This is a genomic window from Rhodococcus sp. NPDC059968 (assembly GCF_042738615.1).
Lineage (GTDB): Bacteria > Actinomycetota > Actinomycetes > Mycobacteriales > Mycobacteriaceae > Rhodococcus_F.
Genome location: NZ_JBHWUE010000004.1, coordinates 214,023 through 232,130 on the forward strand (window position 1 = coordinate 214,023; position 18,108 = coordinate 232,130).

The window sequence follows — 18,108 nt, forward strand, 5'->3', positions numbered from 1 at the left end:
AGATATAGACCGAAAACGTCCTAATCGGGAGTCGGGAGGATTTCCTCCGACACGGTCAACGCCACCCGGAGTGCGTCGGAGACGCGGCGGGGCGACCAGGCGAGTCCGTGGTTCATGTAGATCGGCTCGCCGGTGAGCGGCACGAACACCGTGCCCGGGGGCGTGATCGCGGCAATGCCCGACGTCATCAGCGCCACGCCGACACCCGTCGCCACCAGCATCAGGATCATGTACGGGTCGGTGATCTCCTGCACCACACGCGGACGGAAGCCCGCATCGACACAGGCCCGCATCGCGACCTCCTGCAATGCCGAACCGGCCGACAGCGGTGTCGTGACGAACCCGTCCTCGGCCAGGTCGCGCAGGTCGATCTTCGGCTCGGATGCGAGGGGGTGGTCCGCCGGGAGGACGGCTCCGAACGGCTCGCGGCGGATCAGCCGGGTGGACACCGAGGCCGTCTCGACAGGAAGGCCGACGAATGCGAGATCGAGTGCGCCACTGTCCAGCTGAGTGATGGCGTCACGGGTCATGATGCGCCCGACGAGGGTGAGTTCGATGTCGGGGTAGCGCTGCCGGAGCGCGCGGGTGAGCGGGGGCAGGGACAGGTGATTGAGCACGCCCGTGAAGCCGATCTTGATGCGGCCGTACACGCCTCCGGCGGACGCGCGGGTGGCCTGCCGCGCGATGTCGACACTCTCGAGAATCCGGTAGGCGTGCGGCAGAAACGTGTGGCCCGCCGACGTCAGGGCGACGCTGCGGGTGCTCCGCTCGAACAGCGGCACGCCGATGTCCTTCTCGAGTTTGCGCACGGTCTGGCTCAGCGGCGACTGGGCCATCTGGAGTCGCGCGGCTGCCCTGCCGAAATGCAGTTCTTCGGCAACGGCGACGAACGCTTGCAGCCAGCGAATCTCCATCGGATTCCCTTCGGGGAGTTTGACGAATGTGGCTCAGCCCATATATTCCAATTCATACACAGTGTGAAACCGATCATACTGATTTCGCACATAGAACAAGACTAATGCGCACACAGTCGCGAGGAGAAACCACCATGGCCACGTATCCCGAGGGCGCGACCGCTCTCGTCACCGGCGGAGCGAGCGGAATCGGTGCGGCGTGTGCGAAACGCCTCGCCGGCGCCGGGGTCCGCGTCGTCGCCGCCGACGTCGCCGCCGGGGCCGACGAGCACCTCGACGTCACCGACGCCGACGCCGTCGAGAAGCTCGCCGCCCGGCTCGGCCGCGTCGACATCCTCGTCAACTGCGCCGGTGTCGTGGGACCGTCCGCTCCGTTGGTGGACGTCGACCTCGAGGACTGGCGTCGCACGTTCCGGATCAATGTCGACGGAACGTTCCTCCTCTGCCGCGCGTTCGTGCCGGCCATGGTCGACGACGGCTGGGGGCGGGTGGTGAATCTGGCGAGCATCGCGGCGAAGGACGGTAATCCCAACCAGAGCGCCTACTCGGCGTCGAAGGCGGCCGTGATCGCGCTGACGAAATCGCTCGGCAAGGAGGTCGCGCAAACCGGTGTCCTCGCCAACGTGGTGGCACCCGCCGCGGTGGAGAGCCCGATGAATGCCGGCACCGACCCGGCGATCCTCGCGCGGTCGCAGAGCCTGACCCCGATGGCCCGGATGGGACGGCCCGAGGAGATCGCCGAACTCGTCGCATGGCTGTGCTCGGAGGCGCTCAGCTTCTCGACCGGCGCCGTCTACGACGCCAGCGGTGGCCGGGCGTCGTACTAGCTCGCCTCTCGCTCACAACCAGTGCGGGGGCTCCGGGATTTCTCCGCCGGCGCCGAGTCCGACGGCGCCGCGGCCGGCGGCCCACCGCACGACCGCGGCGAGGGGCCCGGACACCTTCTCGGCAGGCGGTGAATCCGGCTGCACCGCAACCGGTTCACATCCGTCGACCGCCAGTATCAGTCCGGCGCCGAGGTCCTTGCGCCGCCACATCCCGACGATGTCGGTGAGCAGCGACCCGAGGACCACGTCGGGGAAGTCGCCGAACCGGCCGCCGTTGCCGAGGTCGACGGCATGGATCCACACCTCCCGGGTGCGCATCCACGCTGTCTCCGACACCGGCACGGTGCGGCCCTGCGCGGTCCGCACCTGCGCGTCCCACGCCGAGGCGGGCAGGTTACGCCACTTCTCGTCGAGCCTAGCCACGGTGTGATCGAACAGGTTCCGCAGCGCCGCCGCCGACAGGGTGGCGCCCTCGGCGATCTCCCGGCCCCGCTGCTCCGCCGACGCATACATCGGGGTCTCCACGCCCGACGCCGCCCAGTCCAGCAGCCGACACAACGCGGCCGCGTTGTAGCCGACGTGCGCGAGCAGATGCGCCCGCGACCACCCCACCAACCCGGTCGGCTCAGCCAGCTGCTCGTCGGTCAACTCGGCCAGGCGCTGCGCGAAGTACGAGGTGCCGCGGCGCGCGATCAGCAACCGCTCGGACAGGGGAAGATCGTGGAAACTCACGGCTCCTACTTGATGATCGTCTTGTTGCGGACGGTGCCCAGGCCCTCGATGGTGACCTCGACGGTCTGCCCGTCCTGAATGTAGAGACCGGGCTTGCGGGCGTGCCCCACCCCGCCCGGGGTGCCGGTGATCACCACGTCACCGGGCTGCAGCGTCACGATGTGCGAGATGTACTCCACCAGCCTGGCCGGGGTGAACACCAGATCGTCGGTGGTGGTGGACTGCACCACCTGCCCCTCGAGTGTGGTGACCAGGGTGCCGCCGAAGGTGTACGAGTCGGTGGTGGTCAGGAACGGCCCGAAGCCGCTGGTCTTCTCGAACGTCTTGCCCTGATCCCACTGCAGCGTCCGGTACTGGTAATCGCGCATCGTGTAATCGTTCATCACCGAATACCCGGCGATGTACTGCTCGGCGTCGGCCTCCGGCACCTGGTACGCCTGCCTGCCGACGACGAACGCCAACTCCCCCTCCCAATCCAGCTGCGCCGCGGCATACGACGGGACGATCACGTCGTCGTACGGGCCGGTCAGGGCCTCCTTGAATTTCGCGAACAGGGTCGGGTACTCCGGCAGGTCCCGGCCCATCTCCTGAATGTGGTTGGCGTAGTTCAGGCCGACGCAGATGATCTTCCCCGGGTTCGGGACCACCGGGGCGTAATCCACCCCGTCGAGATCAATTATGGCGCCGGACGCGTTCGCCGCGACCGTCTTCCAGTCCGGGTTGTTCAATAGCGCGGACAGGTCCGGGTACCCGTCGATGACGGTGGCGGTGGTGTCGGAGTCGACGCGGACGGCGACGGTGGCACCGTTGCGGCGCAGGGTGGCAAGCTTCATGGGATTGTCAGGCTCCTTCGGAGATGTACGTGCGATCAAAGTGCAGGCGCTCGACGATCGGGGCGTCGGAGAACGCGAACAGGTCGAACTCGGTGTCTGCCTCGATCGACCACTCCGTCCAGGACGGGACGACGATCATGTCGCCCTTACCGACCTCACGGGGCCGGCCGCCGAGGACGAACCGGCCGGAACCGTCGAACACCTGGTAGACGGTGGACCCGACGTCGCGGCGGGGCCGGGTGCGGGCACCGGCGCGGAGGCGGTGGAACTCGGCCCGGATGGTGGGCATCACGTCGCCGCCGGTGGTCGGGTTGGTGTAGCGGACCGCGGCATGACCGGGTTCGGTGGTCGCCGCGTAACCCTCGTCCTCGAGTTGCAGCTGCTCGCGCAGCGCGGCGTCGGTGTGCTCCCACCGGTACGCGGCGATCGGCGAACTGGTTTTCGCGTCCAACCCGACCAGCGGTCGCAGCCCCGGATGCGCCCACAACCGTTCCGACCGGGACACCTCCGGGGTGGAGTCGTCGGTGACGTTCTCGGACCCGAATTCGAAGAACCCGGTGTCGGTGTAGTGCACGAACGGGATGTCCAGGCCGTCGATCCAGGCCATCGGCTGATCGGTTTCGTTGTGGTGACCGTGGAAATGCCAGCCCGGGGTCAACAGGAAGTCGCCGCGCCGCATCGCCACCGGATCCCCGTTGACGACCGTCCACACCCCCTCCCCCTCGACGACGAACCGGAAGGCGTTCTGCGCGTGCCGGTGCTCGGGGGCCACCTCCTTCGGGCCCAGATACTGGATGGCCGCCCACAGCGTCGGCGTCACATACGGCACCCCACCCAACCCGGGGTTGGCCAGGGCGATCGCCCGCCGCTCCCCGCCCCGGCCGACCGGCACCAGGTCCCCGGCCCGCTGCGCCAGCGGATACAGCGTCGACCACTTCCACACGAACGGCACCGCCCGCGACGTCGGCGTCATCGGCATCAGATCACCGAGCTGGGTCCACAACGGATTCAGGTGTTCGCCCTCGAAATCTTGGTAGAGCTGCTTCAGCTCCGGATCGTCGTCGACGTGCGGTTCGGTAGCGGTCATGGCGTCGACGCTAAGAGAGTCGACGCCGCGGCCGATACAGAATTCTTCTGTGCAGAATTAGTGTCAGGACTCGAGGTCGGCGATATCCACCTCGAGTTCGCGGATCGCGTTCTTGATCTGCGACACCAGCGGTCCCTGCGAGTGCTGACGGAACCGCGTGATCGGCACGGCCACCGTCAGCGCCCCGACCGCCGTGCGGGCCCGGTTCCGGATCGCGACGCCGAACGCCGCGACACCCTCCTCGGTCTGCTGCACGTTGAGGGCGAACCCGACGGCGCGGGCGGCGGACAGTTCCCGCCGGAACCGCTCGAAGTCGTCGGGCGACAGGCGGCGGTCGCCCCACTCTCGTTCGTCGTCGGCCAGATCCGCGGGCCGCAGGTACAGCTGTTCGAGAGTCTCCCTCGGCAGCTCAGCCAGCAGAATGCGTCCTCCCGCAGTCAATTCCGCGTCGAGCACCTGCCCCTGACGGTCACCGACGCGCAACATTCCCGTCGACTCGGCAGACGACAGGAAGCGCGCCTGGGTGCCGACGCGGATCACGAGGTTGACGGTCTCGCCGCACAGGATCGCGAGGGCTTCCATGTGAGGCCGGCACAGGTCGTTGAACTCACGCGTCCACCCGCGCTGGGCCGGGCCTGCGCCCATCGCCGACCCGGGGTGGTACATGCGTCTCTCGTCCTGAACGGCGAACCCCCGGTACACCAGCATCGCCAGCAGCCGGTGCGCCGTGGACGGCGCGATGCCGAGTTCCACAGCAGCGTCCTTGAGTCTCAGTCCGCCCACGTCGCGCAGCATCTGCAGCAGGCGCAACGCGTTGTCGACGGACTCCAACATGTACGCCGGCTTTTCGATCGTTCGCTTCTTCTGCACAGCAGAACTTTATTGCACGCGAGCTGTGCGCCGCATCACCCTCGATTCATGCCCCTCACTGCCACCACTGCGGCGCCGCCGATGAACCGCGTCGGACTGGACCGCAACGCCACGATCGCCGTCGTCGTCTGCTGGCTATTCGTAGTCTTCGACGGCTACGACCTCATCGTCTACGGCAACGTCATCCCGAGCTTGCAGAAGGAGTGGGGCATCAGCGCCGCGACCGCCGGCACTCTCGGCAGCCTCGCGTTTCTGGGAATGATGATCGGCGCCGTGCTCGCGGGACGCCTCTCCGACATCGTGGGACGCAAGCGTGCGGTGATCGGATGCGCCATCATCCTGTCCGTGTTCACCGCGCTCTGTGCACTGGCGACCGGACCCGTCATGTTCGGCGCGTTGCGCCTGATCGCGGGACTCGGCCTGGGCGGCCTCGTTCCCACCTCCAATGCGCTTGCCGCAGAACTGATCCCCGCGAAGTGGCGCGCCGCGGTGGCCACGATGATGATGTCCGGAGTTCCCATCGGTGGTTCGATCGCGGCGCTGCTCGGCATCCCCGTCATCCCGAACTGGGGTTGGCAGCCGATGTTCGCCTTCGCGCTCGTCCCGCTGATCCTGCTGGTGCCGATCGCGTGGAAGACGCTGCCCGACCAGACCGCCGCCGTGACGTCGACGGAGGTGCGGCCGGCAACGGGCTTCAGCGCACTGCTCGGTACCCGGCTCCGGTCCGTCAGCATCATGTTCGCGCTCGCCACGGTGGTCACCCTGCTCGCCTGGTACGGCCTCGGCACGTGGCTGCCCAAACTCATGCAGGGCGAGGGCACCGATCTCGGCAGCGCGCTCACGTTCGCCCTCGCGCTCAACCTCGGCGCCGTCGCGGGCTCGTTCGTCACCGCGTGGGGCGGCGTCCGGTTCGGCACGATCCCCACGAGCATCGTCGCCGCGCTCCTCGCAGGTCTCGCGCTGCTGACGTTGCTCACCGCCCCACCGGTGGGGCTGGTCTACGTCATCTTCGTGCTCGCCGGCGTCGGGACACACGGAACCCAGTGCCTCATCATCGCGGCGGTCGCGTCCTACTACCCCGATTATCTGCGGGGCACAGCCCTCGGCTGGGCGCTCGGCGTGGGCCGTGTCGGAGCCGTCGCGGCACCGCAGATCGGCGGCTGGCTCCTGGCCGCCGGACTCGGCGCGGATTCCAACTTCATCCTCTTCGGCGTCAGCGCACTCGTCGCCGCACTGCTGCTCACCGTGATCTGGCGACGCTTCCCCTCCACCACGTGAGTGCCGCCGTGTGCCCCGCCACGCAATGCCACTCACGTGGCCCGAACGCTCGAAACAAAGGAACTGTCATGTCGAACCTGCAGGACGCACGCATCATCATCGCCGGAGGCGGGATCGGCGGCGCAGCCAACGCCCTCGCCCTCGCGCGGAAGGGCGCGCACGTCACCTTGTTCGAACGCGCCTCCGAATTCGGTGAGGTCGGCGCCGGACTGCAGGTCGGGCCGCACGGCGCCCGCATCCTCGACTCCTGGGGCGTGCTCGACGACGTTCTCTCCCGGGCCTTCCTGCCGAAGAACATCGTGTTCCGCGACGCGATCACCGCGGAGGTGCTCACGAAGATCGACCTCGGCTCCGAGTTCCGGGCCCGGTACGGCGGACCGTACTTCGTGACCCATCGCAGCGACCTGCACGCGACACTCGTCGATGCCGCACGGGCTGCGGGCGCCGAACTGCACACAGGTATCACCGTCACCGACGTGATCACCGACGGTGACAAGGTGATCGTCACCACCGACGACGGCCGCACCCACGAGGCGGACATCGCGCTGGGCATGGACGGCCTCAAATCGCGTCTGCGGGGGAAGATCTCGGACGACGAACCCGTGTCCTCCGGCTACGCCGCCTACCGGGGCACCACCGCGTACCAGGACGTGGAACTCGACGAGGACATCGAGGACGTGGTCGGCTACATCGGACCGCAGTGCCACTTCATCCAGTACCCGCTGCGCGGCGGCGAAATGCTCAACCAGGTCGCGGTGTTCGAATCGCCCGGTTTCAAGAATGGGATCGAGAACTGGGGTGGGCCCGAAGAACTCGAGCAGGCCTACGCGCACTGCCACGAGAACGTCCGCCGCGGGATCGACTACCTGTGGAAGGACCGCTGGTGGCCGATGTACGACCGCGAGCCGATCGAGAACTGGGTGGACGGCCGGATGATCCTGCTCGGAGACGCAGCGCACCCGCCGCTGCAGTACCTGGCGTCGGGAGCCGTGATGGCGATCGAGGACGCGAAGTGCCTCGCCGACTATGCCGCCGAAGACTTCTCCGCGGGCGGGAACTCCGCGTGGCCGCAGATCCTGAAGGAGGTCAACACCGAACGCGCACCGCGCTGCAACCGCATCCTCACCACCGGCCGCATGTGGGGCGAGCTGTGGCACCTCGACGGCACCGCCCGCATCGCGCGCAACGAACTGTTCCGCACCCGCGACACGTCGAGCTACAAGTACACCGACTGGCTGTGGGGGTATTCGTCCGATCGCGCGTCATAACCGCTTCCCCTGCCGGAAGGGTTCGGCAGACTGGGAGCGTGACCCTCAACCTGGTGCAGACCCGTGTGTGGCGCGACGGACAATGCGTGGGCAAGGATTTTCCGATTGCCGACGTGTCCGAACAGGTGAAGGACGAGAACGCGCTCGTGTGGGTCGACCTGTGCGACCCCGACCACGAGTGCCTGACGGAGCTGGCGGCCGAGTGGTCGCTCGATCCGAACGCCATCGAGGATGCCGTCGCCCGCGGTGAGCGGCCGAAGGCGACGCGCTATGCAGGCCACGCGTTCGTGACCGCGTACGCCACCTGGTTCGAGAACGACGACGTCAGCACTCTCGGCGTCCTCGATTCACGGCTTCGGCTCAGCCGCGTCTCCGCGTTCGTGCTGCCGAACGGGATCATCACGGTGCGGCGGGACGATCGTTTCGACATGTCCCAGGTGGTGGAGCGCTGGGAGGAGGACCCTGCACTGCTCACACCGGGATCCGGTGCACTCGCGCTCCTGCACGGACTGCTCGACGCCATCGTGGACGGGCAATTCGAGACGATCGAGACGATCGACGACGCGATCGAAGCGCTCGAGGAGGGCTTGTTCGACGAGTCCGCGCGGACCCGGGAGATTCAGCAGCGCACGTACCGGCTGCGGAAGGAACTGGTGCAACTGCGTCGCGTCGTGTTGCCGATGCGGGAGGTGGTGGGCGCCGTCATGCGCGGGCGGGCCGAATCCGAACGCGACAAGTCGCCGGTTCTCGACAGCTTGTACACCGATCTCTACGACCACGTGACGCGCGCCGCCGAGTGGACGGAGTCGTTGCGCGACATGGTGGTAACCGTCTTCGAGACGAATCTGTCGCTCCAGGATGCCCGGCTCAACACCGTCATGAAGAAACTCACCGGATGGGCGGCCATCATCGCCGTTCCCACCGCGGTGACCGGGTGGTTCGGTCAGAACGTCTTGTTTCCCGGAGTCGGGCAGCTGTCGGGGATGATCGTCAGCACCATCGTGATCGTGACGTCGGCCAGCCTGCTCTACATCTTGTTCCGCCGACGCGACTGGCTCTGACGGATCTAGAGTTCACTCGGCTGCGACACCGCAAGCAGCACCCGCAGATTGTCGGTGACCACCCGAGCGGAAATGGTGGGATCGATGGCGCGCTGAATACCCAGGCCGACACCGAGACTGAGGATGCTGCTCGCCGCATCCTCCGCGGGCACCGGCAGGACGACCCCGAGTGAGTCGGTGAACGACTTCAGCAGTGTCACAGTGATCTCCCGCGCGACCCCGAGAGTGGCTGTGAGTGCGTCGCGGAGTTCGGGATCGTGACGGGACAGCACGATCAGTTCGAACTCGAGCATGGTCCACCCGACGTCGCCGAGCGTCTTCTCCGCCCAGGCCTGGAACGCCTCGAGTCGCTCCTCCATCGTGTCGCCGCCGCCGAGCGCCTCGGCGATCTCCTGCCCCTTGGTGGCGTGGATGAGCCCCAGCACCTCGAGGCACAGTTCCTTCTTGTTCTTGAAATTGGAGTACACCGCACCCTTGGAATAGCCGGCCTCGTCGGCCACTTTCTCGAGCGACGTGGCCGCGTACCCGTCGGCCAGGAAGAGGTCGCGTGCAGTCGCGACGAGATGCGCCCTCGTGCGCGCCTGACTCTCCGACCTGGTCAATCGCGCCATGCTCACCCTTTCTCCGAAGCCCCTGCGAGAATATTCTACTTTTCATATACCGCCGGTATCTGGTTTCTGCTAGCTTCTAGATATGACTTCGAGTGACATACAACTCAGCCGCGGACTGGTGATCGGTTGCGGCGGCACGCTCGGCGCGGCCTGGACCGTGGCGGCCATGATCGCCGTGAGCGACGCCCTGGGCTGGGACCCACGCGACGCCGACGTGCTCGTGGGCACGTCCGCGGGCGCCGAAATCGTCACCATGCTGGGTGGCGGGGCGGGCGTCGACGAACTGCTCGCGATGCAGCTCGGTGGGCCCACCCATCCGGCGCTCGACGGACACCTCGCCGCCGCACCGGGACGGTTCCCGCCGCTCCCCAGGCCGGGCCTCGGTTCGCCCGGCTTGTTGCGCCGGGGGCTCCCACCCGTGACCGCCGCGAGCGGACTCCTCCCCCACGGCCGCGGCGATGCGGCCTGGCTCGACCGGCTCGCAGGGCAGTTCACCTGCGACTCCGGCTGGGTCCGCCACCCGGCGACGTGGCTGGTCGGCATGGACTACGACACGGGAGAGCGCGTCGCGTTCGGCTCACCCGGTGCACCGACCGCCACCTTGTCCGAAGCGCTGCGGGCGTCGTGGGCGATCCCCGGCTGGTTCCCGCCGGTCCGCGTCGGCGGCCGCCGGTTCGTCGACGGCGGCGCGGCGTCCACAGCATCCGCCGACCTGGTGCTGCCCCTCGAACTCGACGAGGTGGTCGTGCTGGCACCGATGGCGTCGACGGGCCGCATCGCCGGCCGTGGGGCGGCCCGCGTCGAACGTCTGATGCTGCGGAACTGGATGAGTTCCGGGCTGGACGCCGAGATCGCGAAGCTGGAGGCGGCCGGCACCCGGGTGATACGGCTCGACGCGACCGCCGAGGACCTCGCCGTCATGGGTCCGAACTTCATGGACGGCCGGCGCCGGCTCGCCACACTCGAACATTCCCTCGTCACCACCCGCGCTCAGCTTGCGAACGGAGTACGCGCATGAAGCATTACGACATTCTGATCGTCGGTGCCGGGATCTCCGGCATCGGAGCCGCAATTCGACTGAAGCAGAGCGGAATCGACAACTTCGCGGTTCTCGAGAAGGGCGACGCGCTGGGCGGGACCTGGCGCGACAACACCTACCCGGGCTGCGCGTGCGACGTCCCCTCGGCCCTGTACTCCTACTCGTTCGCACCCAACCGGGAGTGGTCGCGGTTGTTCGCCGGACAGGAGGAGATCCGCCGGTACATCGAGCGCACCGCCACCGAACACGGGGTGCCCGGACACGTGAAGTTCGGCACCGAGATGCAGCGCGCCCAGTGGGGCGAGCAGAGCAGGCGGTGGACGGTGGACACGACTGCCGGCACGTTCACCGCAAACGCCGTCATCGCCGCCGCCGGACCGTGGCACGAACCCCTCGTTCCCGACATACCCGGCCTCGACACCTTCACCGGCGAGGTGTTCCATTCCTCCCGCTGGAATCACACCTACGACCTCACCGGCAAACGCGTCGCCGTCGTCGGAACCGGTGCATCCGCGGTGCAATTCGTCCCAGCGATCCAGCCGAAGGTCGAGACGCTGCATCTCTACCAGCGCACCGCGCAGTGGGTGCTGCCGAAACCGGATCACGCCCTGCCCGGTGTCGAGCGCGCGATCCTGCGCCGCATACCGGGCGCGATCCGCGCACTGCGCCGCGCCGAGTACGCGATCATGGAGTCGCTCGGACTCGGTTTCCGGCACCCGTGGATCCTGCGGGTGATCCAGCAAGTCGGCAAGGCACAACTCCGGGCGCAGGTACGGGATCCGAGGCTGCGCACGGCATTGACCCCCGACTACACGCTCGGCTGCAAGCGACTGCTGCTGTCCAACACCTACTACCCCGCGCTCACCCGCCCCAACGTCGAGGTGCACGCCAACGCCGTGCAGTCGGTGCGCGGAAACGTCGTCGTCGGCAGCGACGGCGCCGAACGGGAAGTGGACGCCATCATCTTCGGCACCGGCTTCCACATTCTCGACATGCCCATCGGTTCCAAGGTGTTCGACGGCGACGGCCGCAGCCTCGACGATCACTGGAAGGGCAGCCCGCAGGCCTACCTCGGCACCACCGTCGCGGGATTCCCCAACGCGTTCGTCCTCCTCGGACCCGCGCTGGGCACCGGCCACACGTCGGCCTTCATGATCCTCGAGGCGCAACTCGAATACCTGATCCAGGCCGTCACCTCGGCCCGGAGCAACGGGTGGACCAGGATGGAACCACGCCGGGAAGTGCAGGACGCGTTCAACGCTCAGGTCCAGGAAGCTCTGGCCACCACCGTCTACAACGCTGGTGGCTGCCAGAGCTACTTCCTCGACGTCAACGGCCGCAACAGCTTCAACTGGCCGTGGTCGACCGACCGCATGCGGCAACGACTCGGCCGGTTCGACGAATCGGCGTACGACGTGTCGCACGAGCCGGCGTCGGCTACAGCGACTTCGCGATGATTCCCTTCATCACCTCGTTGGCGCCCGCGTAGATCTTCTGGACGCGGGCGTCCTCGTACATCCGGGCGATCAGGTACTCACGCATGTACCCGTACCCACCGTGCAACTGCACACACCGGTCGATCACCGCGCACTGCTGCTCGGTGAGCCAGTACTTGACCATCGCCGCCTCGGACGGGTCCAGTTCACCGCGCAGATGCGCCTCGATGCAATGATCCAGGAACACCGCACACGTGCGGGCGATGGTCTGACACTCGGCGAGCTCGAACGCCGTGTTCTGGAACTCGAACAGACTGTGCCCGAACGCCTGCCGCGACCTCGTGTACGCGACCGTGTCCTCGACCGCACGAGTCATCGCCCCGGACGCCTGCGCACCGATGATCAGCCGCTCCTGCACCAACTGCGCCATCAGCTGCCCGAAACCCTGCCCCTCCGCCCCCAGCAGATTCGACACCGGCACCCGCACGTCCGTGAACGACAACTCCGACGTGTCGGCGCCGTGCTGACCGACCTTGTCCAACACCCGCCCGACGACGAACCCCGGGCAGTCCCGCAGATCGACGATCAGCAGCGCCACCCCCTTGGCACCGGCCTTCGGGTCGGTCTTCACCGCCAGCACGATCACATCCGCCGACGCACCGTTGGTGATGAACGTCTTCGACCCGTTGACGATGTAATCGTCACCGTCCCGGATCGCGGTCGTCTTGATCGCCTTGAGATCCGACCCGGCGCCGGGCTCGGTCATGCCGATGGCGCCCAGGATCTCCCCGCTCGCCATTCCCGGCAGCCAAGTCTTCTTCTGCTCCTCGGTACCGTACTCGAGGACGTAGTGCGCGACGATGCCGGAGTGCACCGAGATGCCGAACGCGAGATCACCGGCGTAGCCCTGGGCCTCGAACACGGCGAGGTCGTGCGCGAACGTGCCCCCACCGCCGCCGTACTCCTCCGGGATCGAGCAGCACAGCAACCCCAGCTTGCCCGCCGCGAGCCACACCGCACGGTCGATGCGGTGCTGGGCGTCCCACTTCTCGTTGTGCGCGACCACCTCGCGTTCGAAGAACCCGACCGCAAGCTCCGACAGGGCCTTCACCTCGTCGTCGTGCCACGACGGGATGTGCTTCTTCATCGTCTGCCCTGGTTTCTAGATGCGCCGGAAGAGGGCGGCGAGGGCCTGGCCGCCGCCGATGCACATGGTGACGATGCCGAGTTCGAGGTCGCGGCGCACGAGGTCCTTCGCCAGGCGCAGGCTCAGGATCGCACCGGTCGCCCCGACCGGGTGACCCAGCGCGATCGCACCGCCGTACGGGTTGGTCTTGTCCGGGTTCAGCTTCGCGTCCCGGATCACCGCAACCGCCTGCGACGCGAACGCCTCGTTCAGCTCGATCACGTCGATGTCGCCGGGGGTGGTGCCGGTCTGCTCGAACAGGTTCGCCAACGCCAGCACGGGGGCGTACCCCATCAGGGCCGGGTCCATCGCCGCCGTCGCGACCGCCTCGAGCGTGACCAGCCCGGTCAGGCCCCTCTCCTGCGCGGCGGACTCGGTGGCCAGGACCAGGGCCGCGGCGCCGTCGTTGATCCCGGACGCGTTGCCCGCGGTCACCGACCCGCCCTCCTCGAACGCCGGCCGCAGCTTCGCCAGGGTCTCGAGGGTGGTGTCGGGCTTGGGGTGCTCGTCGACCTCGATCGTCTTCGGGCGGCGGCCCTCGATCTGCACCGGGGTGATCTCCTCGGCGAACGCCGCCCGCGCGGCCTCGGAGGCGGCGCGGCGCTGGGATTCGACGGCGAACTCGTCCTGCTGCCTGCGGCTCACGTCGTACTTGCGGGCGACGGCCTCGGCGGTGCGGCCCATGTGCACCCCGCCGAACGGGTCGGTCAGGATCGCGACCGTGCCGTCCACGAGCGTGCGGTCGCCGAGCTTGTAGCCGGAGCGGGCGGAGAAGTCGTAGAACGGCATCCGCGACATGCTCTCGTCGCCGCCGGCGAGGGCGAAGTTCACCCCACTCCAGCGCATCTGCTGCGCCGCCGACCACACCGCCTGCAGACCGGACCCGCACAGCCGGTTGACGGTGTACGCCGGGGTCTTCTCGGGAAGTCCGGCGGCGAGGGCGACGCGGCGGGCGTTGTAGGCGTCCGGTCCGACCTGACCGATGCAGCCCATCACCACCTCGTCGATGTCCTCACCCGGCACCCCGGCACGGTCCAGCGCGGCCTTCGCGGCGGTGGCACCCAGTTCGTGGGCGGGCACGTCCTTGAACGCACCACCGAAGCTGCCGATCGGGGTCCTCGCGCCGTCGACGACCACGATCGGTTCAGGAGAATTCATGACGTGCCCTTCCGTATCGGTCACTTGCAAGCAGGTTGTTTCGTGTCGTGTCCGCATCGCCGGTACAGCGCAGCGCCACTCCACCGACCTAGGCAGGTCGGTAGAAGCCTGCCGTTCCTCCGCCATCGATGGCGTACAGCATGCCATTCGTAAACGACGAGTCGGGGCCGAGCAGGTGCGCGACTGCTCTCGCGACCTCGTCGGGCAGTGCGAATCGGCCCATGGGAATGACGTCGCGGTAGAACTCTGCTTCCCCCGGCGCGGTGCTGTCGAAAATTCTTGTTGCCATCGGGGTTTCGACGAATGATGGGCACACCACATTGGAGCGCACGCCCTGCACGCCGTGGTCGAGGGCCATGCTCTTGACCAATCCCACCACTGCATGCTTCGCGGCGCAGTACGCCGCGTAGCCCTGGGCGCCCTCGGTGCCGGCATCCGATGCGATCGCGACGAAGGATCCTCGGGAGGTGATGAGGTGCGGCAGGGCACCCTTGGCCAGGTTGAATACTCCAGACGCATTGACTGACAGGCTTCGTTGCCAATCCTCGAAATCGAGATCCAGAACGCCGCCGACGACTTCGATTCCGGCGCAGGCAACTGCGCCGGTGAGGTGACCCCAGTGGGAGACCGTCTCGTCGATGGCGGAAGCCACGGCAGCGGTGTCGGTGACGTCGCCTTCCCAGGCAAGTGCCCTGCCTCCGCGTGAGTTGATTTCGTTCGCGAATTCGGTAACGGCAGCGCCGTTGCGGTCGAACCCTGCTACCGCATAGCCGCGGTCGGCGAGCAGTGTCGCAGTGGCGCGTCCGATCCCGGATCCGGCGCCGGTTACGAAGACCGTTGTGGAGTTACTCATTCGTCTTCCTTCTCCGGTGATTCGTCCCCTCTGGCAAGCTACGCATTGGTTGATTCGACTGCGACAGTCGTGATTTCGATCAGCGGATTCTCGGTTCCGTGGGGTTCGGTGTACAGCGGGTCCAGTTCGGCGAAGAAGAGGTCTGCCGGGATCGCTTCTTCGGGTGTGACCACCCCGTGCACCTTGATCTCGCCCCAGGCCAGTAGGCGCAACGCGACCGCTGCCGGGGTGCCGGTCGATCCAGGCATCTTGCCGGTCGGCCAACGGTTCATACCGCCCACCGCGATGGTGTCGACGCCGTTCTTCTTCCCTGATGCCCATACCCACAACGTGGGTGTGTGGGGCGTAGAAGGGGCATTCGCAGGACGCACCGGCGGCTCGTCCTCCATCAGAATGGCGGCATCCAACGGAGAGAGTCGACCGGCATCAACTTCGGCCATGCGTGCGGCCATCTGGTCGAAGTACCACGCCGGTCCGGCCATCACATTGACACACCGCTGCAGACCGGTAAACGTGCGCGGCAGGGTGATGGCTTCGGGATGGCCGATGGTACGGACCGCAAGGTTTCCGATGCCCGGATAGAACAGGGTCAACTCCTGCATGGGAGGCACGTCGGCCCACCGACCGTCTTCGATGACTCGGATCGTTCCTGTGGTCTGGTGCACGAAGTGCACCATCGCTGCGTCGGGTCGCTTACCCGGGGCGTCCGATCGCGTCCCGGACAGGTTCCACGCGGTGATGAGTTCATGCACCTCGTCGAGTTCGTCGGCAACCTTCGCGGCGAGCACGTTGGTGACACCGGGGCTCTGGCCCACGCCGATCAGTGCCGTGACTCGAGCATCCTTGGCCAGCTGAGTCAATTCCAGCGCCTCGAGAGTCGGCTCCCAGTCGTCATTGATATCTACATAGTGACAGCCGGAGGCGATCGCGGCGCCCATGATCTTGGTACCGAATCGGGTGAACGGACCGAGAGTGCTCAGGACGCCCCACGCGCCGTAGAACAGGGCGCGAGGGTCATCGGTGTTCGCATCGAACTTGACGGCCGAAACTCGCGGTCCAAGTTCCGCTGCAAGCGATTGCGCCGCTTCCAGATTGAAATCGGCAATGACCAATTCGGTGAACTCGTCGAATCCCGCAGCGGTTCGGACTGCCCGGCTGCCCATTGCGCCTGCGCCACCGACAAATACAACGCGCATGATTTCTCCACCTCGCTCGAGTGACCATCTTTTCGCGGCCGTTCCCGGTACAGTAAGGCGAACTTGGGCAAACAGTCAAGACGTTTGGCCCACTTTCGTTTCATGTGAGTTCCTATTTCTGGCGGTGGGCAAGCTGCATTGCATCCGGGATTGCTCTCGCGGCGCATGTTGTGGAAGTGTCGGGGACGAATTCGATCGAGCGAGTGATCGGTCGGTACTGATGTTATCTGCCGCGGGGAGTCCGTGTGAGCGGAGACGTTGTGACTGTTACGGTTTGACGGCGGCGACAGCACGCTCGTTGTCGGTGACGGCCGCGCGCGGATCGGTTGCGGCGGGGGTTGTGCCTCTGCTCAGTATCGTGGCAGCGGCGAGTGCGACAACGAGGGCTGCGATCCCGAACCAGGCGGCGGCCTCGTAGCCGGTGTCGGTGGGTGTGCCGTCCCCGGCGGGGATGGTCGAGATCAGCAGGGTGGCGCTGAGGGCGCTGCCGGCGGAGTAGCCGATGTAGCGGAGGACTTGGTAGAAGCTGGTGGCGCTGCCGGTTTCCTCGGCGGGCGCACCCCGCACGATCTGTGCGGGGTGGACGGCGAAGATGCAGCCGACACCGAATCCGGCCAGTGCCATCGTCACGAGCAGCATGATCAGGTTCGCGCGTGTGGTGAGGAACAGCACCATGGCGGCGATGAGGACGAGGCAGTTGACGGCGACGACGGTTTCGAGCGACATCCGGCGCAGGAGGTGTCGGGTGACTTTGCTGGCGGCGAAGCTGGCGATCGAGTACGGCACGAGCATCAGCCCGGCGACGAGGGTGGAGGCGCCGAATCCGTATCCGGTGCCGGTGGGGGCCTGGACGTAGCGCACCACCAGTGACAGCAACGGGTAGATGCCGAGGCCGACGAGGACGACAGTGATGTCGGCGGCCAGCACGGAGCGGTGCCGCAGCAGCCGCAGTTCTACGAGGGGGTGGGTTGTCCGTAGCTCCCAGAGGGTCCAGCCGACGAGGACGACCAGTGCCGCGGCGAGCGTGCCGAGCAGGCGGGGAGAGGTCCATCCCCACTCGGGTCCCTGGGAGCACACCAGCAGCAGGGCGGTGACCCATATGCCGAGCAGGACCGCGCCGGTGACGTCGACGCGGCGGCGGGGACGCGCGGAGCTCGAGGGGAGGAGCCATGCGGCCAGCAGGAACGCCACGGCGCTGACGGCTGCTCCGAACCAGAATGCTGCCGCCAGTCCGAGGTATTCGGTGACGAGTCCGGCTACTGGGTAGCCGACGCCCAGTCCGGCGGCGGTGGTCACGCCGAGCAGGGCGATTCCGGGCCCGACCTTGGGTGCGGGGAGGGCGTCGCGTGCCGCGGTGATCGCCAGCGGAACCAGTCCGAGGCCGACGCCCTGCATCGCGCGTCCGATCATCAGCGACCCGAAGCCGAGGGGTAGAGCGGAGAGCACGCAGCCGATGCACACCACGGCGGTGGCGGACAGGATGACCGGTCGGCGGTGAGGTCCGTCGGCCAGTCGGCCCAACAGGGGTGAGGCGACCGCGCCGATAAGCAGTGAGATGGTCAACGTCCACTGCGACGCAGCCAGCGACACGTCGTCGACGTCGGCGATGGTCACCAGCAATGGGGCGCCGAGGCTGCCGACCGCGGTGGAGACCACACCGAGGAAGACCAGCATGGGCAGAATCAAACCCTCCCGGGTTTCTTTAGCTACGCTCACTAGTTGAGGGTAAGGCGCGTCACCCGCCGATGTCCATGACAGA

General features: G+C 67.2%; 17 protein-coding genes. 6 read left to right on the top strand and 11 right to left on the bottom strand.

What is annotated here, in order from left to right; translation table 11 throughout:
- Positions 1-20: 20 nt before the first annotated feature.
- Positions 21-914, bottom strand: a complete 894-nt coding sequence (locus ACFWAY_RS06470) for a LysR family transcriptional regulator (RefSeq protein WP_378458511.1) — start codon at positions 912-914, stop codon at positions 21-23.
- 134 nt (positions 915-1,048) lie between these two features.
- Here ACFWAY_RS06470 and ACFWAY_RS06475 point away from each other — a divergent pair, with 134 nt between their 5' ends.
- Positions 1,049-1,741 (top strand): SDR family NAD(P)-dependent oxidoreductase, encoded by a 693-nt coding sequence (locus ACFWAY_RS06475; protein WP_378510177.1) that lies wholly within the window; start codon positions 1,049-1,051, stop codon positions 1,739-1,741.
- 12 nt (positions 1,742-1,753) lie between these two features.
- Here ACFWAY_RS06475 and ACFWAY_RS06480 read toward each other — a convergent pair whose 3' ends face one another.
- The 4 genes from ACFWAY_RS06480 to ACFWAY_RS06495 form a co-directional block, all read right to left on the bottom strand.
- The gene (locus ACFWAY_RS06480; protein WP_378510178.1) at positions 1,754-2,473 is read right to left on the bottom strand and encodes a maleylpyruvate isomerase family mycothiol-dependent enzyme; all 720 of its coding nucleotides are present in this window, start codon (positions 2,471-2,473) and stop codon (positions 1,754-1,756) included.
- A 5-nt stretch (positions 2,474-2,478) separates the two neighbouring features.
- The gene (locus tag ACFWAY_RS06485; RefSeq protein WP_378510179.1) at positions 2,479-3,306 is read right to left on the bottom strand and encodes a fumarylacetoacetate hydrolase family protein; all 828 of its coding nucleotides are present in this window, start codon (positions 3,304-3,306) and stop codon (positions 2,479-2,481) included.
- Positions 3,307-3,313: 7 nt separating this feature from the next.
- Positions 3,314-4,393 carry a cupin domain-containing protein gene (locus ACFWAY_RS06490; protein WP_378510180.1) on the bottom strand — a complete coding sequence of 360 codons (1,080 nt, stop codon included), beginning with the start codon at positions 4,391-4,393 and terminating at the stop codon, positions 3,314-3,316.
- Positions 4,394-4,456: 63 nt separating this feature from the next.
- Positions 4,457-5,263, bottom strand: coding sequence for an IclR family transcriptional regulator (locus ACFWAY_RS06495; protein WP_378510181.1), 807 nt, complete (start codon positions 5,261-5,263; stop codon positions 4,457-4,459).
- 48 nt (positions 5,264-5,311) lie between these two features.
- On the opposite strand from ACFWAY_RS06495, the gene ACFWAY_RS06500 reads away from it, so the two are divergent.
- The 3 genes from ACFWAY_RS06500 (at position 5,312) to ACFWAY_RS06510 (ending at position 8,870) form a co-directional block, all read left to right on the top strand.
- Positions 5,312-6,541 (top strand): MFS transporter, encoded by a 1,230-nt coding sequence (locus ACFWAY_RS06500; protein ID WP_378510182.1) that lies wholly within the window; start codon positions 5,312-5,314, stop codon positions 6,539-6,541.
- 68 nt (positions 6,542-6,609) lie between these two features.
- Positions 6,610-7,809, top strand: a complete 1,200-nt coding sequence (locus ACFWAY_RS06505) for an FAD-dependent monooxygenase (RefSeq protein ID WP_378510183.1) — start codon at positions 6,610-6,612, stop codon at positions 7,807-7,809.
- Positions 7,810-7,847: 38 nt separating this feature from the next.
- Complete coding sequence (locus tag ACFWAY_RS06510) at positions 7,848-8,870, top strand: magnesium transporter CorA family protein (protein ID WP_378458918.1); 1,023 nt, start codon at positions 7,848-7,850, stop codon at positions 8,868-8,870.
- Positions 8,871-8,875: 5 nt separating this feature from the next.
- Here the strand turns inward: ACFWAY_RS06510 and ACFWAY_RS06515 are convergent, their stop codons facing one another.
- Positions 8,876-9,481, bottom strand: coding sequence for a TetR/AcrR family transcriptional regulator (locus ACFWAY_RS06515; protein WP_378510226.1), 606 nt, complete (start codon positions 9,479-9,481; stop codon positions 8,876-8,878).
- An 82-nt stretch (positions 9,482-9,563) separates the two neighbouring features.
- On the opposite strand from ACFWAY_RS06515, the gene ACFWAY_RS06520 reads away from it, so the two are divergent.
- Together ACFWAY_RS06520 and ACFWAY_RS06525 are read left to right on the top strand one after the other, a co-directional pair.
- Positions 9,564-10,499 carry a patatin-like phospholipase family protein gene (locus ACFWAY_RS06520; RefSeq protein WP_378510184.1) on the top strand — a complete coding sequence of 312 codons (936 nt, stop codon included), beginning with the start codon at positions 9,564-9,566 and terminating at the stop codon, positions 10,497-10,499.
- The gene (locus ACFWAY_RS06525; protein ID WP_378510185.1) at positions 10,496-11,977 is read left to right on the top strand and encodes a flavin-containing monooxygenase; all 1,482 of its coding nucleotides are present in this window, start codon (positions 10,496-10,498) and stop codon (positions 11,975-11,977) included. Before ACFWAY_RS06520 ends, ACFWAY_RS06525 begins: the two co-directional genes overlap by 4 nt.
- Here the strand turns inward: ACFWAY_RS06525 and ACFWAY_RS06530 are convergent.
- From ACFWAY_RS06530 to ACFWAY_RS06550, 5 genes are all read right to left on the bottom strand, one after another.
- Entirely contained in the window at positions 11,958-13,103 is a 1,146-nt protein-coding gene (locus tag ACFWAY_RS06530; RefSeq protein WP_378510186.1) for an acyl-CoA dehydrogenase family protein, read from the bottom strand. The two genes, ACFWAY_RS06525 and ACFWAY_RS06530, sit on opposite strands and share 20 nt — an antisense overlap.
- A gap of 15 nt (positions 13,104-13,118) precedes the next feature.
- Positions 13,119-14,300, bottom strand: coding sequence for a thiolase family protein (locus ACFWAY_RS06535; RefSeq protein ID WP_378510187.1), 1,182 nt, complete (start codon positions 14,298-14,300; stop codon positions 13,119-13,121).
- Between the two features lie 88 nt (positions 14,301-14,388).
- Positions 14,389-15,153: an SDR family NAD(P)-dependent oxidoreductase gene (locus ACFWAY_RS06540; RefSeq protein WP_378457282.1), complete on the bottom strand. Its 765-nt coding sequence runs from the start codon at positions 15,151-15,153 to the stop codon at positions 14,389-14,391.
- Positions 15,154-15,191: 38 nt separating this feature from the next.
- Positions 15,192-16,349, bottom strand: a complete 1,158-nt coding sequence (locus tag ACFWAY_RS06545) for a saccharopine dehydrogenase family protein (protein WP_378457283.1) — start codon at positions 16,347-16,349, stop codon at positions 15,192-15,194.
- 267 nt (positions 16,350-16,616) lie between these two features.
- On the bottom strand, positions 16,617-18,065 hold the full coding sequence (locus ACFWAY_RS06550) for an MFS transporter (RefSeq protein ID WP_378510188.1): 1,449 nt from the start codon (positions 18,063-18,065) through the stop codon (positions 16,617-16,619).
- Positions 18,066-18,108 lie beyond the last annotated feature (43 nt).

Bases quoted from the DNA above. Each gene is read 5' to 3' on its own strand.
- ACFWAY_RS06470 (WP_378458511.1), bottom strand. From the start codon at position 914: ATGGAGATTCGCTGGCTGCAAGCGTTCGTCGCCGTTGCCGAAGAACTG.
- ACFWAY_RS06475 (WP_378510177.1), top strand. From the start codon at position 1,049: ATGGCCACGTATCCCGAGGGCGCGACCGCTCTCGTCACCGGCGGAGCG.
- ACFWAY_RS06485 (WP_378510179.1), bottom strand. From the start codon at position 3,306: ATGAAGCTTGCCACCCTGCGCCGCAACGGTGCCACCGTCGCCGTCCGC.
- ACFWAY_RS06490 (WP_378510180.1), bottom strand. From the start codon at position 4,393: ATGACCGCTACCGAACCGCACGTCGACGACGATCCGGAGCTGAAGCAG.
- ACFWAY_RS06500 (WP_378510182.1), top strand. From the start codon at position 5,312: ATGCCCCTCACTGCCACCACTGCGGCGCCGCCGATGAACCGCGTCGGA.
- ACFWAY_RS06505 (WP_378510183.1), top strand. From the start codon at position 6,610: ATGTCGAACCTGCAGGACGCACGCATCATCATCGCCGGAGGCGGGATC.
- ACFWAY_RS06515 (WP_378510226.1), bottom strand. From the start codon at position 9,481: ATGGCGCGATTGACCAGGTCGGAGAGTCAGGCGCGCACGAGGGCGCAT.
- ACFWAY_RS06520 (WP_378510184.1), top strand. From the start codon at position 9,564: ATGACTTCGAGTGACATACAACTCAGCCGCGGACTGGTGATCGGTTGC.
- ACFWAY_RS06525 (WP_378510185.1), top strand. From the start codon at position 10,496: ATGAAGCATTACGACATTCTGATCGTCGGTGCCGGGATCTCCGGCATC.
- ACFWAY_RS06530 (WP_378510186.1), bottom strand. From the start codon at position 13,103: ATGAAGAAGCACATCCCGTCGTGGCACGACGACGAGGTGAAGGCCCTG.
- ACFWAY_RS06535 (WP_378510187.1), bottom strand. From the start codon at position 14,300: ATGAATTCTCCTGAACCGATCGTGGTCGTCGACGGCGCGAGGACCCCG.
- ACFWAY_RS06540 (WP_378457282.1), bottom strand. From the start codon at position 15,153: ATGAGTAACTCCACAACGGTCTTCGTAACCGGCGCCGGATCCGGGATC.
- ACFWAY_RS06545 (WP_378457283.1), bottom strand. From the start codon at position 16,349: ATGCGCGTTGTATTTGTCGGTGGCGCAGGCGCAATGGGCAGCCGGGCA.